This window comes from Aliikangiella sp. G2MR2-5, assembly GCF_015687155.1.
Lineage (GTDB): Bacteria > Pseudomonadota > Gammaproteobacteria > Enterobacterales > Kangiellaceae > Aliikangiella.
The window spans coordinates 706,793-731,083 of sequence record NZ_JADPQF010000001.1; the positions used below are offsets into that span (position 1 = coordinate 706,793).

Annotated in this window: 19 protein-coding genes; 14 read left to right on the top strand and 5 right to left on the bottom strand. The window is 40.7% G+C overall.

Annotation, left to right across the window (positions count from 1 at the left end; translation table 11 throughout):
* Positions 1-37: 37 nt before the first annotated feature.
* From ccmA to ccmI, 9 genes are all read left to right on the top strand, one after another.
* Positions 38-670: a cytochrome c biogenesis heme-transporting ATPase CcmA gene (ccmA, locus tag IYN84_RS02810; protein ID WP_196137643.1), complete on the top strand. Its 633-nt coding sequence runs from the start codon at positions 38-40 to the stop codon at positions 668-670.
* Entirely contained in the window at positions 664-1,323 is a 660-nt protein-coding gene (gene ccmB / locus IYN84_RS02815) for a heme exporter protein CcmB (protein WP_196137644.1), read from the top strand. Before ccmA ends, ccmB begins: the two co-directional genes overlap by 7 nt.
* Positions 1,324-1,409: 86 nt before the next feature.
* A complete protein-coding gene (locus IYN84_RS02820) occupies positions 1,410-2,147 on the top strand; it encodes a heme ABC transporter permease (RefSeq protein ID WP_196137645.1) in 738 nt (245 codons plus the stop codon).
* A complete protein-coding gene (gene ccmD, locus IYN84_RS02825; protein WP_196137646.1) occupies positions 2,144-2,329 on the top strand; it encodes a heme exporter protein CcmD in 186 nt (61 codons plus the stop codon). Before IYN84_RS02820 ends, ccmD begins: the two co-directional genes overlap by 4 nt.
* A 49-nt stretch (positions 2,330-2,378) precedes the next feature.
* On the top strand, positions 2,379-2,834 hold the full coding sequence (ccmE, locus tag IYN84_RS02830) for a cytochrome c maturation protein CcmE (protein WP_196137647.1): 456 nt from the start codon (positions 2,379-2,381) through the stop codon (positions 2,832-2,834).
* A 9-nt stretch (positions 2,835-2,843) separates the two neighbouring features.
* The gene (locus IYN84_RS02835; protein WP_196137648.1) at positions 2,844-4,838 is read left to right on the top strand and encodes a heme lyase CcmF/NrfE family subunit; all 1,995 of its coding nucleotides are present in this window, start codon (positions 2,844-2,846) and stop codon (positions 4,836-4,838) included.
* Complete coding sequence (locus IYN84_RS02840) at positions 4,838-5,386, top strand: DsbE family thiol:disulfide interchange protein (protein ID WP_196137649.1); 549 nt, start codon at positions 4,838-4,840, stop codon at positions 5,384-5,386. The genes IYN84_RS02835 and IYN84_RS02840 overlap by 1 nt, the downstream gene beginning before the upstream one ends.
* Complete coding sequence (locus IYN84_RS02845) at positions 5,383-5,958, top strand: cytochrome c-type biogenesis protein (RefSeq protein ID WP_196137650.1); 576 nt, start codon at positions 5,383-5,385, stop codon at positions 5,956-5,958. Before IYN84_RS02840 ends, IYN84_RS02845 begins: the two co-directional genes overlap by 4 nt.
* Before the next feature lie 10 nt (positions 5,959-5,968).
* Complete coding sequence (ccmI, locus tag IYN84_RS02850; RefSeq protein ID WP_196137651.1) at positions 5,969-7,294, top strand: c-type cytochrome biogenesis protein CcmI; 1,326 nt, start codon at positions 5,969-5,971, stop codon at positions 7,292-7,294.
* 160 nt (positions 7,295-7,454) lie between these two features.
* Here ccmI and IYN84_RS02855 read toward each other — a convergent pair whose 3' ends face one another.
* The 3 genes from IYN84_RS02855 to IYN84_RS02865 form a co-directional block, all read right to left on the bottom strand.
* Entirely contained in the window at positions 7,455-11,612 is a 4,158-nt protein-coding gene (locus tag IYN84_RS02855; protein WP_210330275.1) for a hybrid sensor histidine kinase/response regulator, read from the bottom strand.
* A gap of 486 nt (positions 11,613-12,098) precedes the next feature.
* A complete protein-coding gene (locus IYN84_RS02860; RefSeq protein WP_196137653.1) occupies positions 12,099-13,619 on the bottom strand; it encodes a DUF3300 domain-containing protein in 1,521 nt (506 codons plus the stop codon).
* A gap of 118 nt (positions 13,620-13,737) precedes the next feature.
* Positions 13,738-15,981 (bottom strand): EAL domain-containing protein, encoded by a 2,244-nt coding sequence (locus IYN84_RS02865; RefSeq protein WP_196137654.1) that lies wholly within the window; start codon positions 15,979-15,981, stop codon positions 13,738-13,740.
* A gap of 229 nt (positions 15,982-16,210) precedes the next feature.
* On the opposite strand from IYN84_RS02865, the gene IYN84_RS02870 reads away from it, so the two are divergent.
* The 3 genes from IYN84_RS02870 to IYN84_RS02880 are packed head-to-tail and all read left to right on the top strand — an operon-like array spanning position 16,211 to position 18,328.
* Positions 16,211-17,215 carry a hypothetical protein gene (locus tag IYN84_RS02870; RefSeq protein WP_196137655.1) on the top strand — a complete coding sequence of 335 codons (1,005 nt, stop codon included), beginning with the start codon at positions 16,211-16,213 and terminating at the stop codon, positions 17,213-17,215.
* A gap of 30 nt (positions 17,216-17,245) precedes the next feature.
* Complete coding sequence (locus IYN84_RS02875; RefSeq protein ID WP_196137656.1) at positions 17,246-17,845, top strand: RNA polymerase sigma factor; 600 nt, start codon at positions 17,246-17,248, stop codon at positions 17,843-17,845.
* A 3-nt stretch (positions 17,846-17,848) separates the two neighbouring features.
* Complete coding sequence (locus IYN84_RS02880) at positions 17,849-18,328, top strand: hypothetical protein (RefSeq protein ID WP_196137657.1); 480 nt, start codon at positions 17,849-17,851, stop codon at positions 18,326-18,328.
* Positions 18,329-18,462: 134 nt separating this feature from the next.
* On the opposite strand, the gene IYN84_RS02885 is transcribed toward IYN84_RS02880, so the two are convergent.
* Positions 18,463-20,031, bottom strand: coding sequence for a DUF1631 family protein (locus tag IYN84_RS02885; protein WP_196137658.1), 1,569 nt, complete (start codon positions 20,029-20,031; stop codon positions 18,463-18,465).
* Between the two features lie 594 nt (positions 20,032-20,625).
* Positions 20,626-21,159, bottom strand: coding sequence for a sugar O-acetyltransferase (locus tag IYN84_RS21525; protein ID WP_196137659.1), 534 nt, complete (start codon positions 21,157-21,159; stop codon positions 20,626-20,628).
* Between the two features lie 214 nt (positions 21,160-21,373).
* Here IYN84_RS21525 and IYN84_RS02895 point away from each other — a divergent pair, with 214 nt between their 5' ends.
* On the top strand, positions 21,374-21,937 hold the full coding sequence (locus IYN84_RS02895) for a YjaG family protein (protein ID WP_196137660.1): 564 nt from the start codon (positions 21,374-21,376) through the stop codon (positions 21,935-21,937).
* A gap of 113 nt (positions 21,938-22,050) precedes the next feature.
* Positions 22,051-24,216: a TonB-dependent siderophore receptor gene (locus IYN84_RS02900; protein WP_196137661.1), complete on the top strand. Its 2,166-nt coding sequence runs from the start codon at positions 22,051-22,053 to the stop codon at positions 24,214-24,216.
* Positions 24,217-24,291: the final 75 nt, after the last annotated feature.

Genomic DNA, 24,291 nt, shown 5'->3' on the forward strand with positions numbered 1-24,291 from the left:
ACGAGTTAGTGCAAAACACTAACCAGAGAATTAACACATGAGCCCTGTGCCCATTTCGGTTTTAAAAGTAGATAAATTAGGGATCAGACGATCAGAGCGATGGTTATTCAGAGATCTTTCGTTTGAGCTTAAAAGTGGTGAAGTTATCCAGGTAGTCGGCCACAACGGGGCTGGTAAAACGAGCCTGATGCGTAGCTTGTGCGGTTTGCTTACCCAGGCTGAAGGCAAAATCAATTGGCTTGAAATCAACGACTTACCTTGTCTTCCTCTGTTTCTGGGGCATTTGCCCGCGGTTAAACCGGAACTTACCGTATTTGAAAACCTGAAATTTCATCCTATTGCAGGACGCTTTCTTGATGATGAACCTATCGAAGATGCGATTGAAGAGGTGCGTCTTGGCGATTATCTGGAAACGCCTGCTCGGTATCTTTCTGCAGGACAGACTCGCCGAGTCGGGTTGGCACGGCTGCTTTTGGCCGATACGCCTTGCTGGGTCCTTGACGAGCCCTTTACTTCTCTCGATGTTGAAGGGTGTCGCTGGCTGGAAAGTCAAATAGAAGACTTTGCCGCCAAGGGAGGTGCCGTACTATTGACCAGCCATCAAGCAGTGAATTTGAAAGAGACTATCAGAACTCTGGAGATTGTTCGCTTTGAGGAGGCTTTATGCTAGCCAGGCTACTCAAACGAGAACTTCTTCGCCATTGGCGTTGCCGTCAGGATCTTATTAATCCGCTGATTTTTTTCCTGATTACCGTGTCTCTGTTTCCTTTGGCGGTTGCACCAGGCAGTGAGCTTCTGAGTAGAATAGGTAGTGGTGTGATTTGGGTTGCGGCTTTGTTAGCGGCCATGCTCTCTTTGGAAAGTATGTATCGTGACGATTACCATGACGGTACCCTTGAGCTATTACTATTGCAATCGGGTTCTCCGTTTTCTGTGGTAATGGCCAAAATCATATCCCACTGGCTTACAACAGGATTACCACTGGTAATTATGTCACCACTGCTAGCTGTCATGATGCAAATGAACAGCAATGCAATTGGTGCGCTCATGTTAACGCTTCTCATTGGTACGCCTGTTCTAAGTTTGATAGGATCGGTTGGAATGGGACTCACCGTTGGCTTGCGCCAGGGCGGTGTTTTGCTGAGTTTGCTTGTATTACCGCTTTATATACCAATATTGATATTTGGCGCCGGAGCTGTTTCTCGAGCGGGTATGGGAATGGAATATGGCGGACAAATAGCTTTTATGGGGGCATTTTTGTTGGGAAGTTTATCCCTGGTCCCGATTGCTTCGGTGGCGGCGATAAAGGTGTCGCTGAAATAACAATTAGTCTATTCCTTTTTTAAATGAGTTAAGTCGAATTTTGAAAGGTATAGAAAAAACTTCAAGTTTTAAATTTGGGAGAATGTATGAACTGGCAGTGGTTTCATCGCCTGTCTTCACCAAAGTGGTTTTACCAAATTAGCGGCCGCTGGTTGCCCTGGATTTGGATATTAAGCTTAGTATTGATGGCTGCTGGCCTGTATCAAGGTCTCTATAATTCTGTCGTAGATTACCAACAGGGCAATACAGTACGAATAATGTATTTGCATGTACCTGCTGCTTTTGCATCCATGATGTTTTACGTAATTATGGCGGTCGCCGCCGCAATCGGTTACATCTGGAGAATCAAATTGGCCCACATGGCAGCGGTCAGCGCTGCTCCGGTAGGTGCGGCAATGACTTTCCTTGCTTTATTGACTGGCGCGCTGTGGGGGAAACCTATGTGGGGAACTTGGTGGGTTTGGGATGCCAGACTGACGTCAGAGCTGATTCTATTATTTTTGTACTTGGGGTTTATGGCTTTACATCAGGCTTTTGAAGATCGTGAAGTCGCTGATAGAGCGGCTGGCGTATTGGCTATGGTGGGAATTGTTAATGTACCGATAATTCACTACTCAGTAGAGTGGTGGAATACCCTTCACCAGGGAGCAACCATATCCAAGTTTGAAAAGCCTTCACTGGACCCTTCAATGTTAATTGCACTGTTGTTGATGATTTTTGCTGTGATTCTATTTTGTACGGCAATTATGATGTACCGAATGCGCAATGAAGTACTTAGCCGAGAGCATAGTAAAAGCTGGGTGAAGGAGGTAATTGGTCTATGACACTTAACGAATTTATCGACATGGGAGGTTACGGCTTTTATGTTTGGAGCTGCTATGGTGCCGCACTTGTTGTTTTTGTTGGTCTTTATTTCAACGTAAAACTTCAAAAAAATCGAATAATCAGGCAATTACAACGTCGTTATCGCCAAGAAAAACGTAAGCAGCAAAAGAAACCGAGTTAATTTTAACCTTTTGTTTATATTTTTGAATTTTGTAACCGAGAGATAGTTAATGAAACCCCTAAGAAAACGTCGTTTAATATTTGTTATTTCAATCGTTGTTGGCCTGGGCGCAGCCATAGGTTTAGGTCTCTATGCAATGCAGCAGAATATTAATCTGTTTTACTCTCCTCAAGAAGTTGCAACAGGTAAAGCTCCGGTTGGTCCGTTAATCAGACTTGGAGGTTTGGTGGTTGCAGGGAGTGTGAAGCGTGATGCTGAAAGTCTCCAGGTTTCATTTGATCTAACTGACAATGCTGAGAAAGTGACTGTAAGCTACAATGGCATTTTGCCTGATCTGTTTCGTGAAGGACAAGGCATTGTTACCATGGGTAAGCTTCAAGAAGATGGTCAGTTTGTCGCCGAAGAAGTTCTGGCTAAGCATGATGAAAACTATATGTCGCCTGAAGTGGCCGAAGCGATTAAAAAAGCTGAAGCAGAAGCCAAAGCCCGTAAACCAAAAGAGTAAACTGAATTTATGATCCCTGAAATTGGAAGTTTAGCCCTGGCATTTGGCCTGGGATTGGCGCTTGTTCAGTTTATTATTCCACTAGTTGGAATTCTTACACATCGATGGCGACTGGCGTTGATAGCCAGACCGGCTGCAATCGGACAATTTTTCTTTGTTGCGCTTTCATTTATCTGTCTGGCATATTCGTTTTATAGCAATGACTTCTCAATTGCCTATGTTGCCAGCCATTCAAATCGTTCGCTTCCGGTTGCTTATCGACTCGGCGCAACCTGGGGCGGACATGAAGGTTCACTATTGCTTTGGGTGTTTTTGCTGAGCAGCTGGACACTCGCAGTTGCTCTATTAAGTCGATCGTTACCGGCATTAACTCGGGTGCGAGTGCTTGCAGTTCTCGGCGCAGTATCTGTCGGTTTCCTGATTTTTATTATATTTACTTCCAATCCATTTGCACGCCTGTTACCGGTTTATCCCATCGATGGCAGCGATTTAAATCCATTACTTCAAGATCCGGGCATGGTGTTTCATCCTCCGCTTCTGTACATGGGATATGTTGGGTTTTCAGTCGCGTTTGCTTTTGCCATTGCGGCTTTGCTAGAAGGAAGAATTGATACTCTTTGGGCTCGCTGGGTGCGTCCTTGGACTCAGGCAGCCTGGATGTTCTTGACTCTAGGTATTGCTGCTGGCAGCTGGTGGGCGTACTACGAACTTGGTTGGGGGGGCTGGTGGTTCTGGGATCCGGTTGAGAATGCTTCTTTTATGCCCTGGTTAATCGGAACTGCGCTTCTTCATTCCTTGGCGGCGACAGAAAAGCGTGGAGTATTTAAAGCCTGGACTACATTGTTGGCAATAGCTGCTTTTAGTTTTAGTTTGCTCGGAACCTTTCTCGTTCGCTCCGGAGTATTAACTTCTGTCCACTCTTTTGCGAGTGATCCCGTTAGAGGAACCTATATCCTGGTTTTTCTCGGAGTAGTTGTTGGCGCTTCGTTAATCCTGTTTGCAATCAGAGGCTCTAAAGTTGCAGTAACCAGTTGGTATAATTTACTTTCCCGTGAGCTTCTTTTTCTGATAAATAATTTAATATTGGTAGTCGTTACGGTGATGATTTTGCTTGGTACCTTGCAACCAATAATCGCTGAGCTACTGGGTATGGGGAAAGTTTCGGTAGGTCCGCCTTACTTTAATATGGTTTTCAATATTCTGATGACGCCACTCGTTTTTTTGATTGGTCTGGGACCTATTGTAAATTGGCGGCAATATAGCTTTGATGATCTGATTAAAAGGACACGAGTTTCTGCTCTGGTATCCTTAATGGCCGCTGGGTCGATGGTAGTGATTGAGTCACAAAAAGCTCTGACTGATCTGTTGCAAATATTCATTGGAATATTTCTCATTGTGTGGGTGGTGCTACTTAATATTACAGACTGGTGGAAGCGAGGCTCTAAGAAGTCCTCAAATTCTCTGGTTGGTATGACTAAAGTTTCTCCAAGTTTTCTAGGAATGTATTTCGCTCACATTGGTTTGGCTATCGTTGTGATAGGTGTCGTATTGTCCTCTCATCTTTCAGTAGAGAAAAACGTCCGACTGGGAATTGGCCAGTCGCAAAGTGTGTCGGGGTATGATTTCAAATTTGACAAAATAACAAATGTTACCGGACCAAACTATGATGCGTTGAGAGGACACTTTATTGTTTCCAAAGATGGAGAGCAGGTAGCTGAGCTACATGCTGAAAAGCGTCAGTATCGGGCTTCTCGTCAATGGATGACTGAAGCTGGTATCGATGCTAATTTAATGCGCGACTTGTATGTCGCTCTCGGCGAGCAGATTGAAAACAGCAACGACTGGGCAGTTAGAATCTATGTAAAACCTTTTATTACCTGTTTGTGGCTCGGCGGTATACTAATGGGCATAGGGGGATTGCTGGCTATGAGCGATAAAAGATATCGAAGCCGGGTGAAGAAGAAATTCGGAGTTGAAGAAAATCAAGTGATTGGTGTCGCATAATGAATAACAAAACTTTTGTATTTTTAATTCCGTTTTTGTTCTTCGTGGCGATGGCTATTTTGCTTTGGACTGGTTTGGGAAAAGATCCTACAAAGTTAGATTCTCAGCTTATTGGAAAAGCTATTCCTGTTTTCTCCCGTTCTACACTACAAGATGAGAGTGTGACTATCACTAATGACGACATCAAAGGTCCTGCACTGATCAATGTTTTCGCTAGCTGGTGTCCATCTTGTTACAACGAACATCCTTATTTAATGACGCTTTCTAAATCTAAAGAAATTAAGATTTACGGACTGAACTACAAAGATGAAAGGAGTAAAGGACTTAAGTTTATTAATGATTTAGGAAATCCTTACTATCAGATTATTTTTGATAATAGTGGTCGTCTGGGTATAGATATGGGAGTTTATGGCGCACCAGAGACATTTTTGATTAACGACAAGAATGAAATTATCTATCGACATGTGGGAATCGTCAATCAACAAGTGTGGGAAGAAATTTTAAAACCCAAAATTTATCCTGGCGAATTGATTCATGGTGGACGATGAGTTATATGATTAAAAATATTAAAGTAATTCAGGCTATTTTCGTTGCCTTTGTCGTGTTTTTTTCTACCACCGTTTCTTCAGAGATTTTGGTGTATGAATTTAAGGATACTGAACTAGAACTTAGATTTAATCATCTGACACAAATTTTGCGTTGTCCCAAATGCCAAAATAATAATCTCGCTGATTCTAACGCTCCTTTGGCAGTTGATCTGAAAGATATTATTTACGAAAAGCTTCATCAGGGACAAAGCGATGAGCAAATAATTGGTTTTCTAAAGGAGCGATATGGTGACTTTATATCATACAAACCACCGCTCAGACCTTCAACCTGGCTCATTTGGTTTGGTCCTTTTATTATATTAGTTGTTGGAGTAATTTTGATTATTCGCTTCGTTGCCGGAAGAAAAAATGAGGCTTCGAGTTCAGTTTCTAAAGTAGATGACAGCGTTTCTGGAGAGTCTATTTTGTCGGAATGGAAAGAAGAGCTGGAGACAGGGAATAGTCAGGATATCAATGAGCAGACGACAGACAAAAATACGTCGTCAATAGAAAATAACAAGTCGGAAGGCTAGCTGTCGTATTATGTTAATTATACTCATCGTTTTTATTTTTATTGTTGCCATGTTTATGCTTCCTTCTCAGCTAGGGAAGCAAGGAAAATCCTTGCAGGCAATTCAAGATTCTTTAACTGTCAGAATGCAACAGCTGAAGCTGGACTATCAGTTTAGAACCAAAGAGTTGGAGAGACGATTGAAAGCAGGCGATCTGGATCAAGAAGAGTGGAAGGCGATGACCGATGAATTAGAAAAAGATACTCTCGCTTCAATAGAATCTACACAAAAAGCAGGTAAATCCAGTAAAAGCTCTCGTTCGTTAGTTTTTGCACTTGCGCTAATCCTTATTTCTTCAGCTATTGCATTAAGCGGCTATCTCGCGACAGGTTCTCTTGAACAGGCAAATATGCAACTTTCTACTGTCGACAGATTGATTAATGACCCTGAGTACATTTCTAAACTATCACAACAGGCTGAGCAATCAAAAAGCAGGGGCGACTTGGAGAACCTTTATCTTGCGTTAAGGGTAAAATCGGAAATCGAACCGAATAATGTAAGTAACTGGCGAGCCCTGGCAAACTTTAATTCAAGAGTTGGTCGAACTCAGGAAGCACTTCAGGCTATTCAAACAGCATTGAAGTTTCAACCCGATAATATCGATATAAAAGTCGAGCTTGCACAGGCGTATGCGACATCGCAGAACGATGAAGAACTTCTAATCGCAAACAGGATGCTAAGTGAAATCGTCAGTAAGTATCCAAATCATCAAGGAGCATTAATTACGCTGGGTTTCAACTCTTTTAATCTAGGATTGTATCAAGAAGCAATCAGTGCCTGGACTGCGTTATTGAGTACGCGAGATCCAGGTTCTAGCGCGGCAAAGATGTTGAATAAGAGTATTGAGGTTGCCAGACAACGTCTGGAAAAACAAGATGTTCAATCCAATAATCTAATCGCTTCTAGCGAAGCCCTTGAGGAAACAATGACAGTCAAAGAAGTTGAAGCTTCAGCAGTTATTAAGGTGGTCTTAAATATTCCTCAAGAGATAAAGTCAACCCTGACGGGGGATGAAGCTGTTTTTATATTTGCGCGAGCTATTGACGGACCAAGAGCGCCTCTGGCTGTTGTCAGAACATCGGTCCGGGGATTAGATGGAGTAATTACTTTGAGCGATGCAAATGCAATGAGACCAGAGTTACGATTATCAAAATTCAATAAAGTACAGGTGGTTGCTAGAATTTCCAAGTCAGGGGTTGCTACATCAAACCCTGGTGATATAGAAGGAAAAAGTTCTGTTTTGAACAGCCCATTTCCAACAGATGTTGTGTCCGTAGAAATCAACTCAATCTTGTAGAAAATAGCTTTGTAGTGTAAAGCTAGCACTAGTAATAGATAGCAGATAGCAACTAATCTCTTTTAGTTGCTGGAAAAGTGTTAACAACAAGAGGCTTGGTTAATTTTTGATACTAAAAATTCTTTGGTTATAGAAATACGATGATAGTTTCTGGAGCAGTTTAATCAACCGAGTTTTTAAAGCTTTGTATATTATGATAACTGTTTATTAAAAAATCTTTTAATGCAGACATTGAGACTGGTTTTGTTATTATTCCCTGAACAACTCTATTATTAAGTAAATCATCAAGATTTTGGCTAACTTCTGCTGAGCTGATAGCAATGATTAACTCTCTTTCTGAGTAATCCTTGCGAAGAATTTCTGTGGCCTCAAGACCATCCATTCCCGGCATTTGTAGATCGCTGATCAACAAGTCATAAGGCTTGCTTTTAATGGAAGAAAGTATTTCAAATCCATTTGATACTATGTCTGGTTCATAACCCAATTTTCGAAAGGTATAAAGCAATACTTTTTGTGTAACTGCATTATCATCAGCCAGAAGTATATCCATTGGATAATCCTGAGCTAGCAAACTGTTTTCATGTGGTCGGTCTGTTTTTTCTATATGCCTCCGATTGAAAACTTTTTCTAGTTGGCTTGCTAAATCTCCAAGTCGTAGTGGCTTGAAAAGTACCTGATCGAAAATTTTTGAGATAGCGTCGCTTTTAAAATGATAGACTCCCGGAGGAGTCATTAGAATAACGGGAATGTTTCTTAGTTCTTCCTTTTCATTTATCTTTTCAAGTAGAAAAAGGTGTGAATTTTCAAATCGTTTGATGTTTATTATTATTGCATCCGGTCGTCTCTTTCTTAGTAGATTTTTTATCGTATTTGCATTTAACTCAGCATACTCAATTTGACAACGAGTTATTTGACCTATGCTGTTTGTAAATCTTTGAAGTTGACTGTCGCAATCAATAAATGTGATTTTCTTACCGCTGGCGCTAGGGGAAGCGGCAACATGATTGATTGAGATAAAATCGTTGGCTTCCTCTAATTCTACAGTGAAGTAAAATTCTGTTCCTTCTCCAATTTTGCTTTTAATGCTTATTTTTCCGCCAAAAATTTTGACAAGTCTTTGACTGATTGTTAGGCCGAGGCCGGTGCCTCCATGAGTTCTAGTTGTCGACTCATCCGCCTGAGTGAAGGCTTCAAAAATATGGCGCTGTTTTTCCTCACTAATTCCTTCGCCGGTATCAACTACTCGGAACTTGATTTTGTGTGTTTTGTCGATGCCTTGAATGTGTTCGAGTAAAACTGTAACGTTTCCTTTGTTTGTGAACTTTATAGCATTTCCAACAAGGTTAACGATGATTTGTCGAATACGTGTCGAATCAGACTTAACAAAGCAGGGTACATCGTCGTCAGCGATTAGTAGCAATTCAACCTCTTTTTGATCTAGCTCGTTAGTAAATAAGTCCAGTGAGTTTTCAATACACTCTCTCAAATTGAAAATATGGCTTTCTAGAACAATCGCGCCGGCTTCAATTTTAGACAGATCAAGGATGTCATTAACAATATACAGTAGATTCTCCGCGCTTACTTTTATCGTTCGAACGTAGTTACTCCCTTCATCGCTCAATCTACATTCACTTAGCAGCGAGGCTGCACCAAGAACACCATTTATTGGTGTTCGTATTTCATGACTCATTGTCGCCAGAAAGTTTGACTTGGCTTCATTTGATGCTTCAGCAGCTTGTTGCTTCGTTTTCGCTTCTAACACTTTATATCGCTGGTAGACGAAATAAGTAACCGCAGTGCATGAGAAAAGAAGATAAACTGTATAGGCCCACCAGGATTTCCATGGAGCAGCAAGGACTTTTATGCTGATTTCTCGTCCTTTCTTATTCCATTGGCCATCTTTATTGCTAGCGATAATTTGAAAAGTGTAGTTACCTGAGTCAAGATTTGTAAAAGTCGCTCTTCGATTATCATGACCGGTTTCAATCCATTCGTCGCTAAATCCTAGCATACGGTATGCATACTTGTTTCTTTCTGGCTCCAGATAGTCAAGTGTAGTGAACTCGAAAGCGAATACATTTTGTTTATGATCCAAAGTAATACTTTGAGTATTATTGACTGTTTCTGACAATATGGTCGAATTGTCTGATACGGCTACCGCGCTGTTAAACAAAGAAAAGTCGGTAAGAAATATATCTGGTGGAAGATTTTCAAAGTGAAGATCCTTAGGGGTAAAGTATGAAAAACCGCCAATCCCACCAAAGAAAATTGTACCATCGCTGCTCATAAACTGTGAGCCATTAAAGTACTCACCGGGTAATGCTCCATCGAAGACACTAAAGTTATTGACTGAGTCATTAGAAGGTACTAGTCGACTTATGTAACCTACACTGGAAATCCACAGATTATTTTGTCGGTCAACTACCAGTCCATCTATCCCATTGCTAGGTAATAGAGAGTTGTTCATGTTGTAATTTTCTACTCGCCATCTTCCATGTTTGCGAAAGAGCTTGTCAATTCCATTTCCATAGGTTGCTAACCAGATGGAGCCCTCATTATCTTCGGCAATGGCAGTAATCAGATTATGACTTATTCTTCTTTCGCTCTCTTTTGAGTTGAAATTCAGTACTTCATGACTCGACGGGTTAATGCGAACAGCACCCATATCTTCAGTGCCGAACCATAAAAATCCTTTGCTATCAACATGAATTGAATTTGATGAAAAATTATTTGATGGTATTTCTGAATTATCTTTTGAATCATTGTAAAACCGACGAATTATATCTCCCGAGCCTGAAATTTTAAAAATTCCTCCTCCGCGAGAAGAAACCCAAATATTTCCAGCGTGATCTTCTTTGATCGCATTAATATTTTCATGAATAAGTGTTGAGGGCGTTAGTTCTTCGTTATTTGCTTTTTTATAATGTCGGTAAATCCTGTTTTCTTCGTCAATGAAATAGAGACCGTTCCTGGTAGTACCAACCCAGAGTCGACTTTTTGAGTCGATCAAAATGCTTGATACCATATGAGGAGACCAGTTTTCACCCGTGCCGGGGTAATGAGGTATTATGGTGAATTGATTTGAATTTTTATTCCACTTGACCAAACCGCCTTCTCGTGTAGATAGCCATAGATTTTTATCCTTGTCCTCCGCGAAAGAGCGGATAGAGGTGTTGGGAATTGAGTTTTTGTTTCCAGGGTGGTGTTTTACCCAGCCAAATTTTTGTGATGACAAAGTTAATTTATTTAAACCCGCCCACCAGCTACCAACCCAGAGGTTATTTTTCGTTTTTAGCAATGATATAACATCGCTATTGCTCAGACTGGTGGACTCCAATGGGTTGTTGGCGTGGACAGTGAACGTTTTATCTTTTTTGTCAAAATAAACAAGACCTGCTCGAATGACTGCTAGCCAAAGTCCGTCGTTATCAGCTTCAATAATCTGCATTACTCTCTTTGATGGTAGCTCTTTTATCGAGCTGTTTCCGACCGGGAATCGTGTAAAAGATTTTTTTTCTGGATTAAAATGATTCAGACCGCCCAAGTAGGTTCCGATCCATAGCGTTTGGTCGGCATCAATATATATACTGCTTACATCATTTGAAGATATCGAATTAGCTTGGGTTGAGTCATGTTGGTAGTGGGTAAAACGTTTACTATCAACTTCAAAATAGTCAAAACCTTTTCCGGGAATATTGATGAATGGAGCGGTACTTAGGCCTATCCACAAGTTATTGTTTTTATCCTCTACAATCGTTTTTACGTGGTTGCCACCAATCGAGTTGGAATTATTCTTGTCATGAATATAGTGTTCGAATGATTGTGAAGAGAAATTAAACCGGCTCAATCCTCCGCCACTGGTTCCGACCCAAAGCCGCTCTTGCGAGTCGTAAAGTAGTGATTGAATGTTATCTGAACGCAGAGAGGAGGGGTCTTGCTGATCATAGCGAAAAGATTTAAATTGGTTGGTGGTTGGATCATAGCGATTGAGTCCGCCGTTGCGCGTACCTATCCATAACTTTCCATATTTATCTTCAGTAATGGACCAGATGAAATTGTCAGAGATTGAATCGGGGTCTCCTTGCGTTTTACTAAATACATGAAACTTGTAACCATCATACCATGCAAGACCATTTTGAGTTCCTAGCCATAGTCTGCCATCTTTACTTTTGAAAAGAGTGGTTATTGAGTTTTGTGGAAGCCCTCTTTCTGTTCCCAGCCTCTTGAACCTCAACTCACTGGCAGATATTTTCCATGCTATAGCAAATGAAAGTAGTATTAAAATAAGAAATTTAACGCAGAGACAAGCTGATTTCATTTGATGTTTGGAAACTGAACTACAAAGATTCATTTGGGTTTGTGCAACTAAACTACGAGAATTTTGACCAACCTTATTAATGATAGTCTAAAAAGTCGATCTTCACCGTTAATATTTAAGAGATACTGTCAGTAGCCTCCATGCATGTCAGTAGTCTCCAATTATTCACACTCAAAACCAGAAGACGGCTATAGAAAGTGAATATAGGTTAGAAGAGATTTCCCTGACGACGTTTATAGCCTGAGGACAAATAGTGCTTTGGATAGCAATATTTCCTTGATGTTAGTAGCTGGCTTAGGCTATTAAATCTCGAGTAAAAGGAGGGAGTAAAGGGAGAGAGTTAAGGTGTCGAAACATGTAGCAGTATAGTTGTTGATCTTATGATATCTGGATACCAGCAAACCTGGTCGAGTTTGCCGGTATCTATGTGGAGTATTGGTTGATGAATAATTGACTGTAAATCATTTCTCTTACATTGCAGGTCATTCAACGATTATCATCATTTCTTCTTCCCCTTGATCTCCTTTCAGAGCGAGAGCTGGACGATGAACGTGCAGAAAAAGAGCGGCTATCCCGAGACTCGTAACGAGAGCTATTGCTTGAGCGTGAACTCTCTTTGACTGGCGATGAGCGAAAGCTATTTTTTGTTGTTTCTTTTCTTGGTGCTGATTGGGTCGGTGCTTCTCGGCTTGGTGCTTCTCGGGCTGGTGCTACCGGGTTAGCACTCGGGCTTCTTTGGATACTTCTGGTTTCCCGGGTAACAAAGCCTTTGTTTCGATCATCTTGTTTAATTGGTCGAACACGCTCATTCGTCGCTGAAGGACGCTTCACCGGTTCGCGGTTTTGAGAGCGGTTATGAGCTTTCGGGTCATTTCGGCTTGAGGTATCTCTATTAACAGCGTTGCGAGTATTGCTTGTATTAGTTCTGGTATTAGCTCTCTCACTTCGGTCTACTCTTTCCAGTCTCTCTCTTAACTGCTGCTGTCGTGTTGAAGCTCTGTTAAGAGAAGATGTTTCACTGCTGCGACCTCTCGTTGTAGCATTTTCGATGCCTCGCGAACTACTGCTCCGGTTTAGCGCACGTCGGCTTTGCTCCAATTGTCGTTCTCGACTGGTTACCGCCAGACTGGGTCGATTACTATGGTATCTCTCTCGAACCGTTTCTGTACGGTAAGCCACACCTCGTCGATGTCTGGGGTTGTGGTTCCATCGGTTAGCATGGCGATGAGAAATTATCTGACGTCTATCATGATATCTATGTGGGCGATAGTCTCTGTGAGTAATTACTACAACATGGTGGTTATGCCAATGAAAAGCGCTGAAGAAAAAGTTCCAGGAAATGTGCACACGCGGATGCCAATAAAAGTGATGATGATGGCTAAGTCTTCTATGGTGACCCCAATGCCAATCCCAATAGACTGGAGGATAATGATCCCAATACCAATGACCGTAGACTACTCGTGTATCGTAATATGGAATATAGACAATTTCCCTTTTTACCGGCTGAATAACAATATTGTCGTCTTCATAGGTGACATCCATATGTTCCATCTTGTCTAGGCTGCCAGCTTGTTTCGCTTTGCCTCTAAGCGACTGAATTGCTTCAAGAACGCCTTCTTCATCTTGTAGAAAAGCGTCTCCCAGTTTTTGAGTCCACTCCAGGTTATCGCTCATTCTGGAAAGCAGCCTTGGAAATGGAACTAGAGCTTTTACGCTGGGATCCCAGTTATTGTCTTCCACTGCGTTAAGTGCTTCGGCAGCCTCCACCTCGGGGTTATTTTTTACCCAACGATCTGCGGCGATCACTTCAAGTGGGTAGGTGGATGCGATAAGAATATGGGTTAATACACTGTCAGGATAAAGCGCTATTGGGGCTAAGATTTGCTCTAGCTCGCCCTGAGAGATACTATCTGTACGCTCACTTTCAGCTTTGGTAGAACAAATATTGAGCAGAAACAAACTGATTGCGATAAACGCGAGATAATATCTTTTCATTCGAGCAAACATGGTGCTTTTCCTTATTTTTCCAAGATAAGGTCAATTAAAACAAATGTAAACTGAATCAAACATGAATGAGTGGTTATATAAAGGCTGTATAGTCAGCCTGTTGCTATGATTCGATAGATTAAGAGGCTTTTTGCTGACGGGCTTTAAGAAATGAATCTAGCTGGCTAGACTCCAGAGGGCGTGCGAAAAAATAGCCCTGACCAAAATCACATCCAGCATTGAAGAGTAGTTCGGCCTGCTCCTCTGTTTCAACACCTTCCGCTATCACTTTTAGTCCAAGTTTGTGTGCCATAACGATTATCGCCTCACACAGTGCAAGATCATTAGTTTTTGCATCCATACTTTGAACAAATGACTTGTCAATTTTCAGGTAGTCAATATCGAACCGATTCAGGTAGGCCAGCGATGAGTAACCGGTACCGAAGTCGTCCAGCGATACCTGTACTCCAGCATCTCTGAGTTCCAGCAAATGCTCTGAAACCATGTGAATTTGTTCCATTAGAGTGGATTCCGTTATCTCGATAGCTACAGCGCTGGTAGCGATATTTTCCTTTTTCAACTTGCTCAGCCAATCAAAGGTTGAAAGGCTCTGAAACTGGATTGGAGAGGCATTGACGCTAATTTGAAAGTCTGGATAGCCATGATTTCTAAGCTGATTCGCTTTTTTCGCAGCTTCCAGAAAAATCCAGTGCCCAACTTTATTAATCATGCCGGTGTCTTCAAGAATTGGAATAAAGTCAAAGGGAGATACCAGTCCATTTTCAGGATGGTTCCAGCGGATTAAGGCTTCTGCTTTGTAGCATATTCCAGAGTCCAGGCTCACAATTGGTTGATAAAAAACCTCAAACTGTTGCTCACTGACCGCTATTCTTAGCTCTTTTATTAATTGCATACGTTTTATTGCCGAATTCTGCAGTTCAGGAGTAAAGTAATGGAATTGACTGCGCCCGGTTTCCTTTGCTGCATACATTGCCTGGTCGGCATTTTTAAGCAACTCTACCATATCTCGGCTATCCCTTGGACAGAGGGTAATTCCAACACTGGCGGACATGTAGCATTGTTCTTTCAGCTCATATGGTTTTGATAAGGAGTCCAGAATCTTTTGAACGACGGTTTCAACTGAGCCTCTTTGAATGGTATCGTCAACCAGAACAACAAATTCATCTCCCCCAAGTCTCGCGACGCTATCAGATTTTCTAATACAGCTTTCTATTCGGTTTGCTGCTTCGACAAGTAATTTGTCTCCCTGATCGTGGCCAAGCGTATCATTGACCTCTTTAAATTTATCCAGATCGATAAGCAGCAGTGCAAATGAGCTTCCGGTCCGAGTTGTCCTGGTAATTTTGTGACTTAAGCGGTCCTGGAAGAGACGTCGGTTAGGGAGGCCTGTCAAAAAGTCGTAATTTGCCTGGTGCCAGATTTCTTTCTCCCTGATTGCGAGTTGCTTGTTATGCTGATTAAGATGAAATTGGCGATATCCTAAAAACACAAGGATTACTGAAGCAATGATTAGAATCTGGAACAACCTTCCTCTATCTTCAACAATCTGATAGGTTACCGTTAGCCATGAGCCATCAATTTGTTTTTTAACGGTGTCGGGTATGCTGTCAATCGATTTGTTGATAATTGCACGAAGTTGAGGCATTCCTTTGCGTACACCAAGTCCCAGCTTTATTGTCGATAACTCGTCAAACTGTCCATTTATTTTAAGATTTGTATATCCGCCGGATTGAATCGCGTATCCAGCCATATTCAGTCCACTCATAAAGCCAAAAAGTTTCCCACTGGTTACTTTTTCCAAAGCATCTTCAGTAGATTCAACTTCAACAAGATTTATCTCAGGGTAGCGATTTTTGAGCAGGTCAACATAAGCGTATCCCCGTTGTACACCCAGGCTGAGATTTTTTTCAACCAAGTCTCCGAGCTTAGAAACGAAAAATTTTTCTTGGGTAGTAACTACAACGAAGGGCACCTCTACATAGGTTTTTGTGAATATTAAGTAACTTTCACGCTGTGGGGTGCGCGCAGCTAATCCGATAACATCGCATTTACCCTGTTTTATTGCGTCAAGAGATTCTTGCCAACTAGATGTTTCAACTAAAACAAATGGTATCTGCATAAAATTGCGAAAATGCTTCATATATTCGGCACCAATACCAATATGTTTTCCGTCTTGAATGTCATCGAGAGGTAAAGAGCTGATTGCGGTGCAAAACCGTATCTGACCAACTTGTTTTAAGTAGAGTTTTTCGCTGGCTGTGAGTTCTACTGCTTCAACTACTGAAGGAATAAAGAGACAAACCAGTATATATCCTAACCGGTTCATCAGGTTGCGAAAAAAGGAAAAGTTTAAATCACCCAATCGAATATCTCGCCATTTATTAAGGACGCGTTCTTAATTTGCTAGCTATTAATAAGTGTAGAACAAATCCTGAAAATCTGATGGCTGGAGAACGACTTACAAGTCTTTTTACAAATTCAGAGGTAAAACCGCAAAAATTACCAACACTATTTTGTTTAAATTATTTGTATCCATTTGTGGTCATGTCGACTAAAAGTAGATAACAGTTTAAATGAAATGGAGAAAAAACATGAAAAAACAATGGGTTAAGATAATCGGCTGTGCATTATTCGTAGCTGCTTTGCACAGTAACGGGGTTGGAGCTGCTCAACTGCCGGATTCGGACTGGTACTTACATGTCGATATCGCTTCATTGAAAAATAGTCAGCTGAGGGAAAAAATAAGCATTGAATCGCAAGATGGGGTTGCAGAAGGATTAAATGTTGCCAATCAACTGCTAGGTAAAAGTTTTGTTAACAATACTCGGTATCTTACAGCTTGGGGGGATATCAAAGATAAGGGAGACAAGTCTATTTTTGTACAAGGTAGCTATGCAGGAAAACAGTCAGAAATCGTCGAAAACTGGAAAAAACTAGGTTTAACCAAAGAGATAAACTTTGACAATACCATTATCTATCACGGATTTCTTAATGAAATTTCATTACGCGAGGAGACAGCTTCCAACGTAAAACGAAGCGAAGGCTCTGCCACTGATTCTCAGCTGGTTGTTGATAGTTCTGCCAAGCAAAAAGACCTGAGAGAAGTAGAGCTTTTCGCAGCGTTTCTTTCTGAGAGTGAAGTCATTGTTAGCTTGCGAGAAGAAGTTATCAAGCAGTGGTTGAGGGGAGATTATACCTGGAAACCACAAAGTCAGGGCAATCTATTTGAAATAGTGGTTGATGTCGAAAAATCAATGATGCATGGAGGAGTAAATCTTGAAGAGGGAGCGCAGTCATTAAACTTTGAATCAATATCTGCCGAGAAACTGAAACAGGTATCTGGGAGTTATCGAGAAAACGGAAGTCACCTGGAATTTCAACTTGGACTAAAAGCTGCGGATATGCAGTCTGCGAACAAGATTCTGGCCGTAGTAAATGGCGTGTTGGCATTGAAAGTTTTAGCGGAAAATGATCCAGTAGCGCTTAATTTGCTGAATAGTATTCAGATTAGTCAGGACGCTGAAAGTCTTTTAATGAAAATTTCAGGTCCGGTCGAAAGCTTTAAAGCTCTTCTGAAAAAGACAGAAACACTTTAGTCAGATAGTATCAAAGAATCGTCTTAGCTTATGAAGCTTGTTTCTGAAAGAGAGAATAGTAGTCATCATTACGAAACGTTAAGTGAGAAGACTCTAATTATAAAAAGTCAGGCAGGGGATACGGGATGTTATTCGCAACTCGTATCTCTTCATAGTTCCTCCCTGATGCGTTTTCTCAAAGCCCGCTGCCATAGTCACCATGACGCGGAGGATATTTTTCAGGACACTTTCATTAATGCTTTTCGCTATATTCAGAGCTTTAATTATCAATATAAGTTTTCTACCTGGCTATTTAATATCGCGTTAAATTGTATTAAAAAACGTAATATGAAAATGGTCAGGGAGAAAAATGAAATTGAACAAATTGAAAGAGCGGAGCTTCTTCTAAGCGAACAAAAACTACCACTTCAGTCTAATTTATGGAAAATAATTAGTGAGTTTTTAACTGGAGAACAATTTGATTTGCTTTGGTTTACTTATGTAGAGGGTATGACAGGTACACAAGTTGCCGACTTGTTGGGGAGAAGTCTTCCATGGGTAAAGATTAATTTAATCCGGATCAAAATAATGTTAAAGTCCAAATTTATCGAAAATGGGCTTCAATTTGATGAGTTGCTGGAGGTGGAGTAATAAATGAAGTCTTTAAAATCAAGGTTAGCTAGTCTTAAGTCCGAAGAACATACGGAAGTATCTGACTCTTATCTTAGAGAGAGGCTTCTTGGTGATGCAAAACTTCTCGATGACTCGGTTCCACAGAAACTGTTGGATTCAATCAATGATAACATTGCAAGAGATAGAGCATTCGAAGATGTAGTCTCAGTTAAGCCAGTGATTAAAAGAAGTTTTCATTTCTATGCATTGGCAGCAACCTTCTTTTTTGCTTCTTTTTTAGTTATATGGATGGGGCCAACTCAGCACTTGAATGAAAATAGCCAACTTGTTTCTGATGAGAAAAATGAAGAGCAGATTATTCCTTTTTCTACGACTGAAAGTGAGAGTGTTGAACTGCCTTTTGTAAATTCATCCATTCTGAAGTCAAAGACATATGATAAAGAAGTTCATGCAATTAAGGCTGATTTGGATAAGATTGCTTCCAGAATAGCTTCTCTTTAGAAAATTGTTTTAGATAGGAAGGTGTACCTGGGGGAAGTTTATTCTGAATGAATATTACGTATTGAAATTGTTTCTGATCGAGCGTTTAAATTTGCGATTTTACACCAGGCATAGCATAAATCTGGAGTCGCCTTCTAGTTTGCCATACTAGGCGTTTGCTTTCTTCTCATAGAAAGCAGTGAAGTGATCGACTGATTATTCAGATCATTCTCAAGTGTGACTATCAGGCTACCATCTAAATAAAGCTCAGCAAGCTCTCTCAAGCTATACTCATTGATTAGTTTGCCGCTACGGTCGACCATTACGTAGGTTTGTGACGCAAGTTTTTTAGCAACTAGTTTCCTACGAAGAGGGCTTCCATCGATGGTTAGGTTAAACCATGAACCAGAATTAACTTTTTGCAACTGCTCCATGGTTTGTTTAACAGCTATCTCTCGCTCTTGAACTTTTAATTTCTCAATTCTGGCTGTTAGCGCTTTCTGTCTTTTTATTGCTTCTTCCTGCTGCTGAATTTCCTGCTTTATTATTTGCTCTTTCGCCAGGCTTTGTTTTAGGTTTTCTATGAATTTTATCGCGGAAAAATTTAACGCTCTGTTAACCATCGTTTCACCACTAAATAGAATCAAATGATTTCGCTTTACTATCGTGTTCAAGTCTCCATACGGAATAGAGAGTTGTTTACTGCCCATGCTATTAACAAAAAAGAAAGAATTATTTTCTTTAATGTATGAGGAATAGCGACAAATCTGGCAAACATTCTCTTGCTCGCTTGAGCGAATGAAATACCAGTCTCCAGAGACGAGCTTTGTTTTATTCATCAGTGGCGAAGACTGTTGGTCATCGCTATAAGGCTGATTTGAGAACGATTTTTCGAGCTTATGATAAATGCTTTCAGCCCAGGTGCTGACATTTGATTCGAGAGTATCTTCAGAGTCAGACTCAGGACGTGAATTTGGATTGATTATATTGGTGGGCATTAATCGAATCACATCGCAATTAATTCCTTTATTTACCTCTTGTTTAGCAAGACTATGTAAATGCTTGTGAAATTGTTTTAGTTGGGATAAAAATATTTTCAATTGACTACTGTCTATTGACATTTCTTCGGCCTTTTCTTCGAGCTGTCTATAGAGGTTTTCTCGCAGTTTTTGAAAATTTTCGAGCTCGGCGAATGAATGAATGGGTTGAGTGCTAACAATAATTTGTTTGGCAACTGTTAGAGTCAATAGCTCTGAATCCAGACGTTTCTTTAATTTTTCTAATTGCAGCGCCCTGGACCAGTGATTCTGAATAAAAGACTTGATAAATTCAGGCAGTCGCTTTACCGAGCATAGCTCAGTTATTTTGTGTTGTGTCCATAGGCGCACTCCAGAACTTATTGCCTGGCCAATTTCTGCCTGTACTGAACGACGTTGAATAATAAGGGACTTGTCGTTATAGAATTTTGTTTTCAGTTTAAGCTCTTCATAAACATCGATGAATTCAAGACTGAGGCTTTCACTATCATGGGTAGTCAGAGTTCGCTCGAACAGTTTATTTACCAGATTGGTTACAGCTTTTTCTTGCCCAGGATTACTAGTATCTACTGTAAAGATTTGATGGATAAATTCATTTAAAAGTAGTCGCTCAACTGAGTCTGGTTCACATAAAAACCTTGGACTAACAACAATAGATCGAAAATATATACACTTTAGTTGAGCCATAGCACTGCGTTTTGAATTCAGAATTTCTTTTGGAGACGGGAAGCTGTTCTCAAGGTTTTGGACCAAATAATCAATAATGTTGTCAAAAACGCTGCACAATTCTCTTATAGATGGTTGAATTGATCTGATTTCTCGCAAATTATCAGGTGATATTTTCTCTAGAAGAGCGTAAGACGAAGTTACGAGGACTTCATTAGTGTTAATTTCTTGAAACAAAGTACCCGATATTGAGTTGAGAGTCGTTAAGTAATCAACTATACGGGAACCCGAATTTTGAACAGGGTTTTTATTGAAGCCATGATAAAGAGCCGCAAAAACCTGCTTTTGCTTCAGTTCTGAAATTTGGATGTTTGTACTATCTAAAGTAGATTCCAAGCTAACCCTGTTTTCCATGTTTGCATTAGTTTTGTAATTCAGCGCATAACCAGAATTAGAGTATCACAACGTGCAAAACTCAGATGAGGTAATAATGCACAAAATAGATAAAATAGTGTGCACTTTATCTCAAAAACAAATCAAGTGTTTTGGGGTTGTTCATAATTAATACAATAGAGTATAAAAACAGTTTATAAAACGCGGAAATAATTTCAAAAATTAGGGGCAGTGATCTGATAAGGGCTTTTTTCGAGCTGGATTTCCCAAGTAGACTCCGCAACCTTCGGTCGATCGAGTAACGATGGCTCCGGCTCCTATGGTGCAGCCGTCATCAATGTTTACACCAGGTAGTATTATTGCTCCTGCACCAATCCAGACATTTTTTCCAATTACAACGTCCTTGGCAAGGTTTGTTTTTCTTAACCTCTCTTCTGGTAGTAGTGGGTGGTTAATCGTTAGAATTTGAACATTTGGACCTATCAGGGTGTCATCTCCAATAATAATATTACCTCCATCTATAAAGGTGCAGTTCAAGTTGATGAAAACTCTATTACCAATAAAAATTGAGTCACCATAGTCGCAATGAAATCCGGGCTCAATAAAAACTTCATGGCCACACTCACCCAGTAATTTTTTTACTTTTGCCTGATTGCCTTTGCCTGGAGCTCGCGCGTATTGCCGGCAGATATCTTTGCAGAGGTTACGCTTTTCTCGGCGCTCTGAAGTTAAACTATCAAACTCAATGGTGTTCATTTAAAAGGTTCCAGTCAGTCATGCATATTTAGGTTAAAGCAGAGTATTTGGTTATGTTAATGTAATTAAGTCAAATTAATCTAGCCGCTAGAGGATTTATTCGTGTTTTTTAAGTTGGAAGATTTGTTAGCTTGACTGATTGTTATGAGGACTTCTTTAAAGACTTTACGGTAGAATAGCATCCGATATATACCATTGTTTGTGAGATAATTTAATGGCCTTAGACGTTTATTCGCTTGAACCTTGGCAACAAAAAGCATTTTCCGCCGGCCTATTGCTGCGAATGGTTCCAAATTATCAATATTTTGCAGAAGCTGCCTCTTTTGGTGACGCTGCGGTGTTAAATAACATCCTCGATGTTATATGGCAGAAGCTCTCCGGACTTTCCATCAAAATTAATATTGAGGCACAGACTGAAAAGTTATTAGCAGTCACTCCTGAACCGCGAGACTTTGATTTTTATGCAGTCTATCCTGCCTCTGATGCTTGTAGCGGTCTATTGTCTTTACTGGAATCCTTCTTCGATAAGCAGCTTAATCCAGCATCAGAAGTTAGCCGGTTATCAATGTCTTGTGTGCAAGCCTATATTGAGTTCTGTTCACTGGAAGTTGAGACTAGAGAATCTCAAGCGCAACACCCTTTAATACAGTGGGAAAAAGCGACACAGGCTGAACTGTTTGATTTGGTAAAAATACTAAAAGAAGGTAAAAGTTCATGTCAACGTATCAAGGAAGTTGCTATTGGAGACAGGCTATCAAGTTTAGCTATCGAGTATTAGTAAAATCGACTTTTAGCCAGAGCTTGCTTTTAAACGTTGGATTGTAGCTAATTGCTTGAATTTTAATTGTTTTTACTTTACCTTTCCATAAAACAGGCGCTTGGATATTTCATTTGTTTCTTAATTGCAAACGCAACAAAAATAATGGCGATACCATTCTTTCTATAGTTTTCAGGAAAGTTGCCTGCTGTTTCCTTTTCGGGGGCGTCTCCTCTGGCTTGTTTGCTCAGTCAGAGGGTAAAGATATTTTAGCATTGTCATTAGAAGATTTGCTGAAAGTTAAAGTAGAGTCTGCTTCTGGCTTCAAAGAGTCCATCAAACAGACTCCCGTCCCTGTGACTGTTATAACTCAAAATATGATAGAGCAAAGTCCAGCTCTTAATATTCGCGATTTATTGTCGCAATATGTTCCCGGCTTTACTTCAGTACAGGATCAAAATGAATACAATACTGCTTTTCGCGGAATTTATACTTCGTCACAGCAGAAAATTCTATTTCTGTTAAATGGCCAAAGGATAAATAGTAGAGCATATTCCAGTGCTGCTCCTGATCACTCTATTTCTCTTGATAAGCTAAAACAAATAGAAGTGATTCGAGGTCCAGGCTCTTCGTTGTATGGTAACGTAGCTTTGACAGCTGTTGTTAACCTGGTGATGAAAAATAGCGCTAGTGACGAACAAACTTTAACTAAAGTAAGTGTTGGTGATCACGGGCTAGCGAACATTTATGTTGAAAGGAACATTAAATTAGGTGAAGGGTCTCTGTTTACCTGGGCGAGCAATTTGAGGACTAAGGGTGAAGAAATCGCCATTTTGCCCGAAAATGATTACTCACCATCACCCTCGGAAGATATTCAGTATGCTCGGCTGGATTATTTTGATGACAACAGGTCGGTTGATTCCGGGATACTATTTACTGCAGAAGACTGGTCTGCTTTAGTCAGCTATCGGCGAACCCATTACATTGAGCCTTTCAGTGGTGGAAGTCTTACCGGAGAAGCCTACAACCTGTCAGATTTTGTCAATGTCGACGGAAGTGCGCCAGGAGCTGAGTCTGAGTGGGTACATCTTAATCTGGAAAAAAACATCCGACTTTCTGACCTCTCGAATTTAAAGCTGGAACTTCAAGGAGAAACCAATCAGGTGACAGGCTACTTTGTGCTGTCTCCAGCTCAAACTTCATTTGGCGCGGTAAACTGGCGAGAGAATGTCAGTGGACTAAGTATTCAGTATCAACACAAATCTTCAATGAGTATGCTGGCTTTAGGCTTCCAGTTCGAAGGAATGGAGTTAAAAGAAAGCGACTTTGTATCCGGTAGTGAAGGAGAGATTACTGCGAGGCCATACAATCAAGAGAATCCTGTACTTGAAACAGGAACCGAAAGTGTTTATTCAGTTTATTCTCAGTATCGTCGACAATTAACCGAAAGTTGGCTAGTTAACCTGGGGGCGCGTTACGATGTAAAAGATCGTCATACGGGAGAAAATATTAATGAGTTAAGTCCAAGGCTTGCGTTTATTTTTAACGACGACGATTATAACTTTAAGGCTTCATATTCACGCTCTTTTGTTGATCCCCCTTATTGGAACCGCTATTCAGCACTTCCAACATTTAGAGGTTCCAGAGACCTGAAACCGGAAATACTTGAGTCTATCCAGCTTTCGCCAGAATTTTTGTGGCTGGACAAGTCTTTGTCACTCAGACTGAATCTGTTTTTTAACCGTCATACAGACTTTGTTTTCAGAAATAACCTGGCTGCAGCCAATGAACCTATTTATACCAATAGTGGAGAAATGGAGTCTTACGGACTAGAGCAAGAGTGGCTGTATCGGTTGGAAAACAACCGTTTTCGATTGATTACTAGTCTTCAAAGAGTTAATAGCTTTGAATTTTATGAAGCCAGAGGTGACGAGATATTTAATATTCCAAAACTTCAGGCAGGGCTTACCTGGGACTACCAGGCAACGGACAAGCTGAGCTCTCAGGTACACGTGCAGTATATCGGTGAACGCTTATCTCCCGTTTCTATTGCATCTAACGGAGTACCAGTTGTTGATTCATTTCCTGATTCCGGGGTCGAGTTCCAGGTACCAAATAATCGTCTCGATTCTGTGTTGCTACTGCATTCCGCTGTAAGCTGGAAATGGTCAAATCACTTGCGCATCAAACTGGCTTTTCAAAACCTGCTGAATGAAAGGTGGGAGCAAGGAGGGAGTACGATTCACCCGTACCCCCAAACGGGCCGTTGGGGACAAGTTTCAATGTATTATCAATGGTAGCTATATTGGAACTGTTTACCAATAGCTGTCTTATACTTGATAAACTGGATCATCCAGATATGATTTTTAACCGTA

What these genes read in the sequence shown, in the direction of transcription:
- IYN84_RS02895 (WP_196137660.1), top strand. Translation starts at nt 21,374, where the DNA reads ATGGCCTTAGACGTTTATTCGCTTGAACCTTGGCAACAAAAAGCATTT.
- IYN84_RS02860 (WP_196137653.1), bottom strand. Translation starts at nt 13,619, where the DNA reads ATGTTTGCTCGAATGAAAAGATATTATCTCGCGTTTATCGCAATCAGT.
- IYN84_RS02870 (WP_196137655.1), top strand. Translation starts at nt 16,211, where the DNA reads ATGAAAAAACAATGGGTTAAGATAATCGGCTGTGCATTATTCGTAGCT.
- ccmA (WP_196137643.1), top strand. Translation starts at nt 38, where the DNA reads ATGAGCCCTGTGCCCATTTCGGTTTTAAAAGTAGATAAATTAGGGATC.
- ccmI (WP_196137651.1), top strand. Translation starts at nt 5,969, where the DNA reads ATGTTAATTATACTCATCGTTTTTATTTTTATTGTTGCCATGTTTATG.
- ccmB (WP_196137644.1), top strand. Translation starts at nt 664, where the DNA reads ATGCTAGCCAGGCTACTCAAACGAGAACTTCTTCGCCATTGGCGTTGC.
- IYN84_RS02835 (WP_196137648.1), top strand. Translation starts at nt 2,844, where the DNA reads ATGATCCCTGAAATTGGAAGTTTAGCCCTGGCATTTGGCCTGGGATTG.
- IYN84_RS02840 (WP_196137649.1), top strand. Translation starts at nt 4,838, where the DNA reads ATGAATAACAAAACTTTTGTATTTTTAATTCCGTTTTTGTTCTTCGTG.
- ccmD (WP_196137646.1), top strand. Translation starts at nt 2,144, where the DNA reads ATGACACTTAACGAATTTATCGACATGGGAGGTTACGGCTTTTATGTT.
- IYN84_RS21525 (WP_196137659.1), bottom strand. Translation starts at nt 21,159, where the DNA reads ATGAACACCATTGAGTTTGATAGTTTAACTTCAGAGCGCCGAGAAAAG.
- ccmE (WP_196137647.1), top strand. Translation starts at nt 2,379, where the DNA reads ATGAAACCCCTAAGAAAACGTCGTTTAATATTTGTTATTTCAATCGTT.
- IYN84_RS02845 (WP_196137650.1), top strand. Translation starts at nt 5,383, where the DNA reads ATGAGTTATATGATTAAAAATATTAAAGTAATTCAGGCTATTTTCGTT.
- IYN84_RS02820 (WP_196137645.1), top strand. Translation starts at nt 1,410, where the DNA reads ATGAACTGGCAGTGGTTTCATCGCCTGTCTTCACCAAAGTGGTTTTAC.
- IYN84_RS02875 (WP_196137656.1), top strand. Translation starts at nt 17,246, where the DNA reads ATGAAGCTTGTTTCTGAAAGAGAGAATAGTAGTCATCATTACGAAACG.
- IYN84_RS02880 (WP_196137657.1), top strand. Translation starts at nt 17,849, where the DNA reads ATGAAGTCTTTAAAATCAAGGTTAGCTAGTCTTAAGTCCGAAGAACAT.
- IYN84_RS02855 (WP_210330275.1), bottom strand. Translation starts at nt 11,612, where the DNA reads ATGAAATCAGCTTGTCTCTGCGTTAAATTTCTTATTTTAATACTACTT.
- IYN84_RS02885 (WP_196137658.1), bottom strand. Translation starts at nt 20,031, where the DNA reads ATGGCTCAACTAAAGTGTATATATTTTCGATCTATTGTTGTTAGTCCA.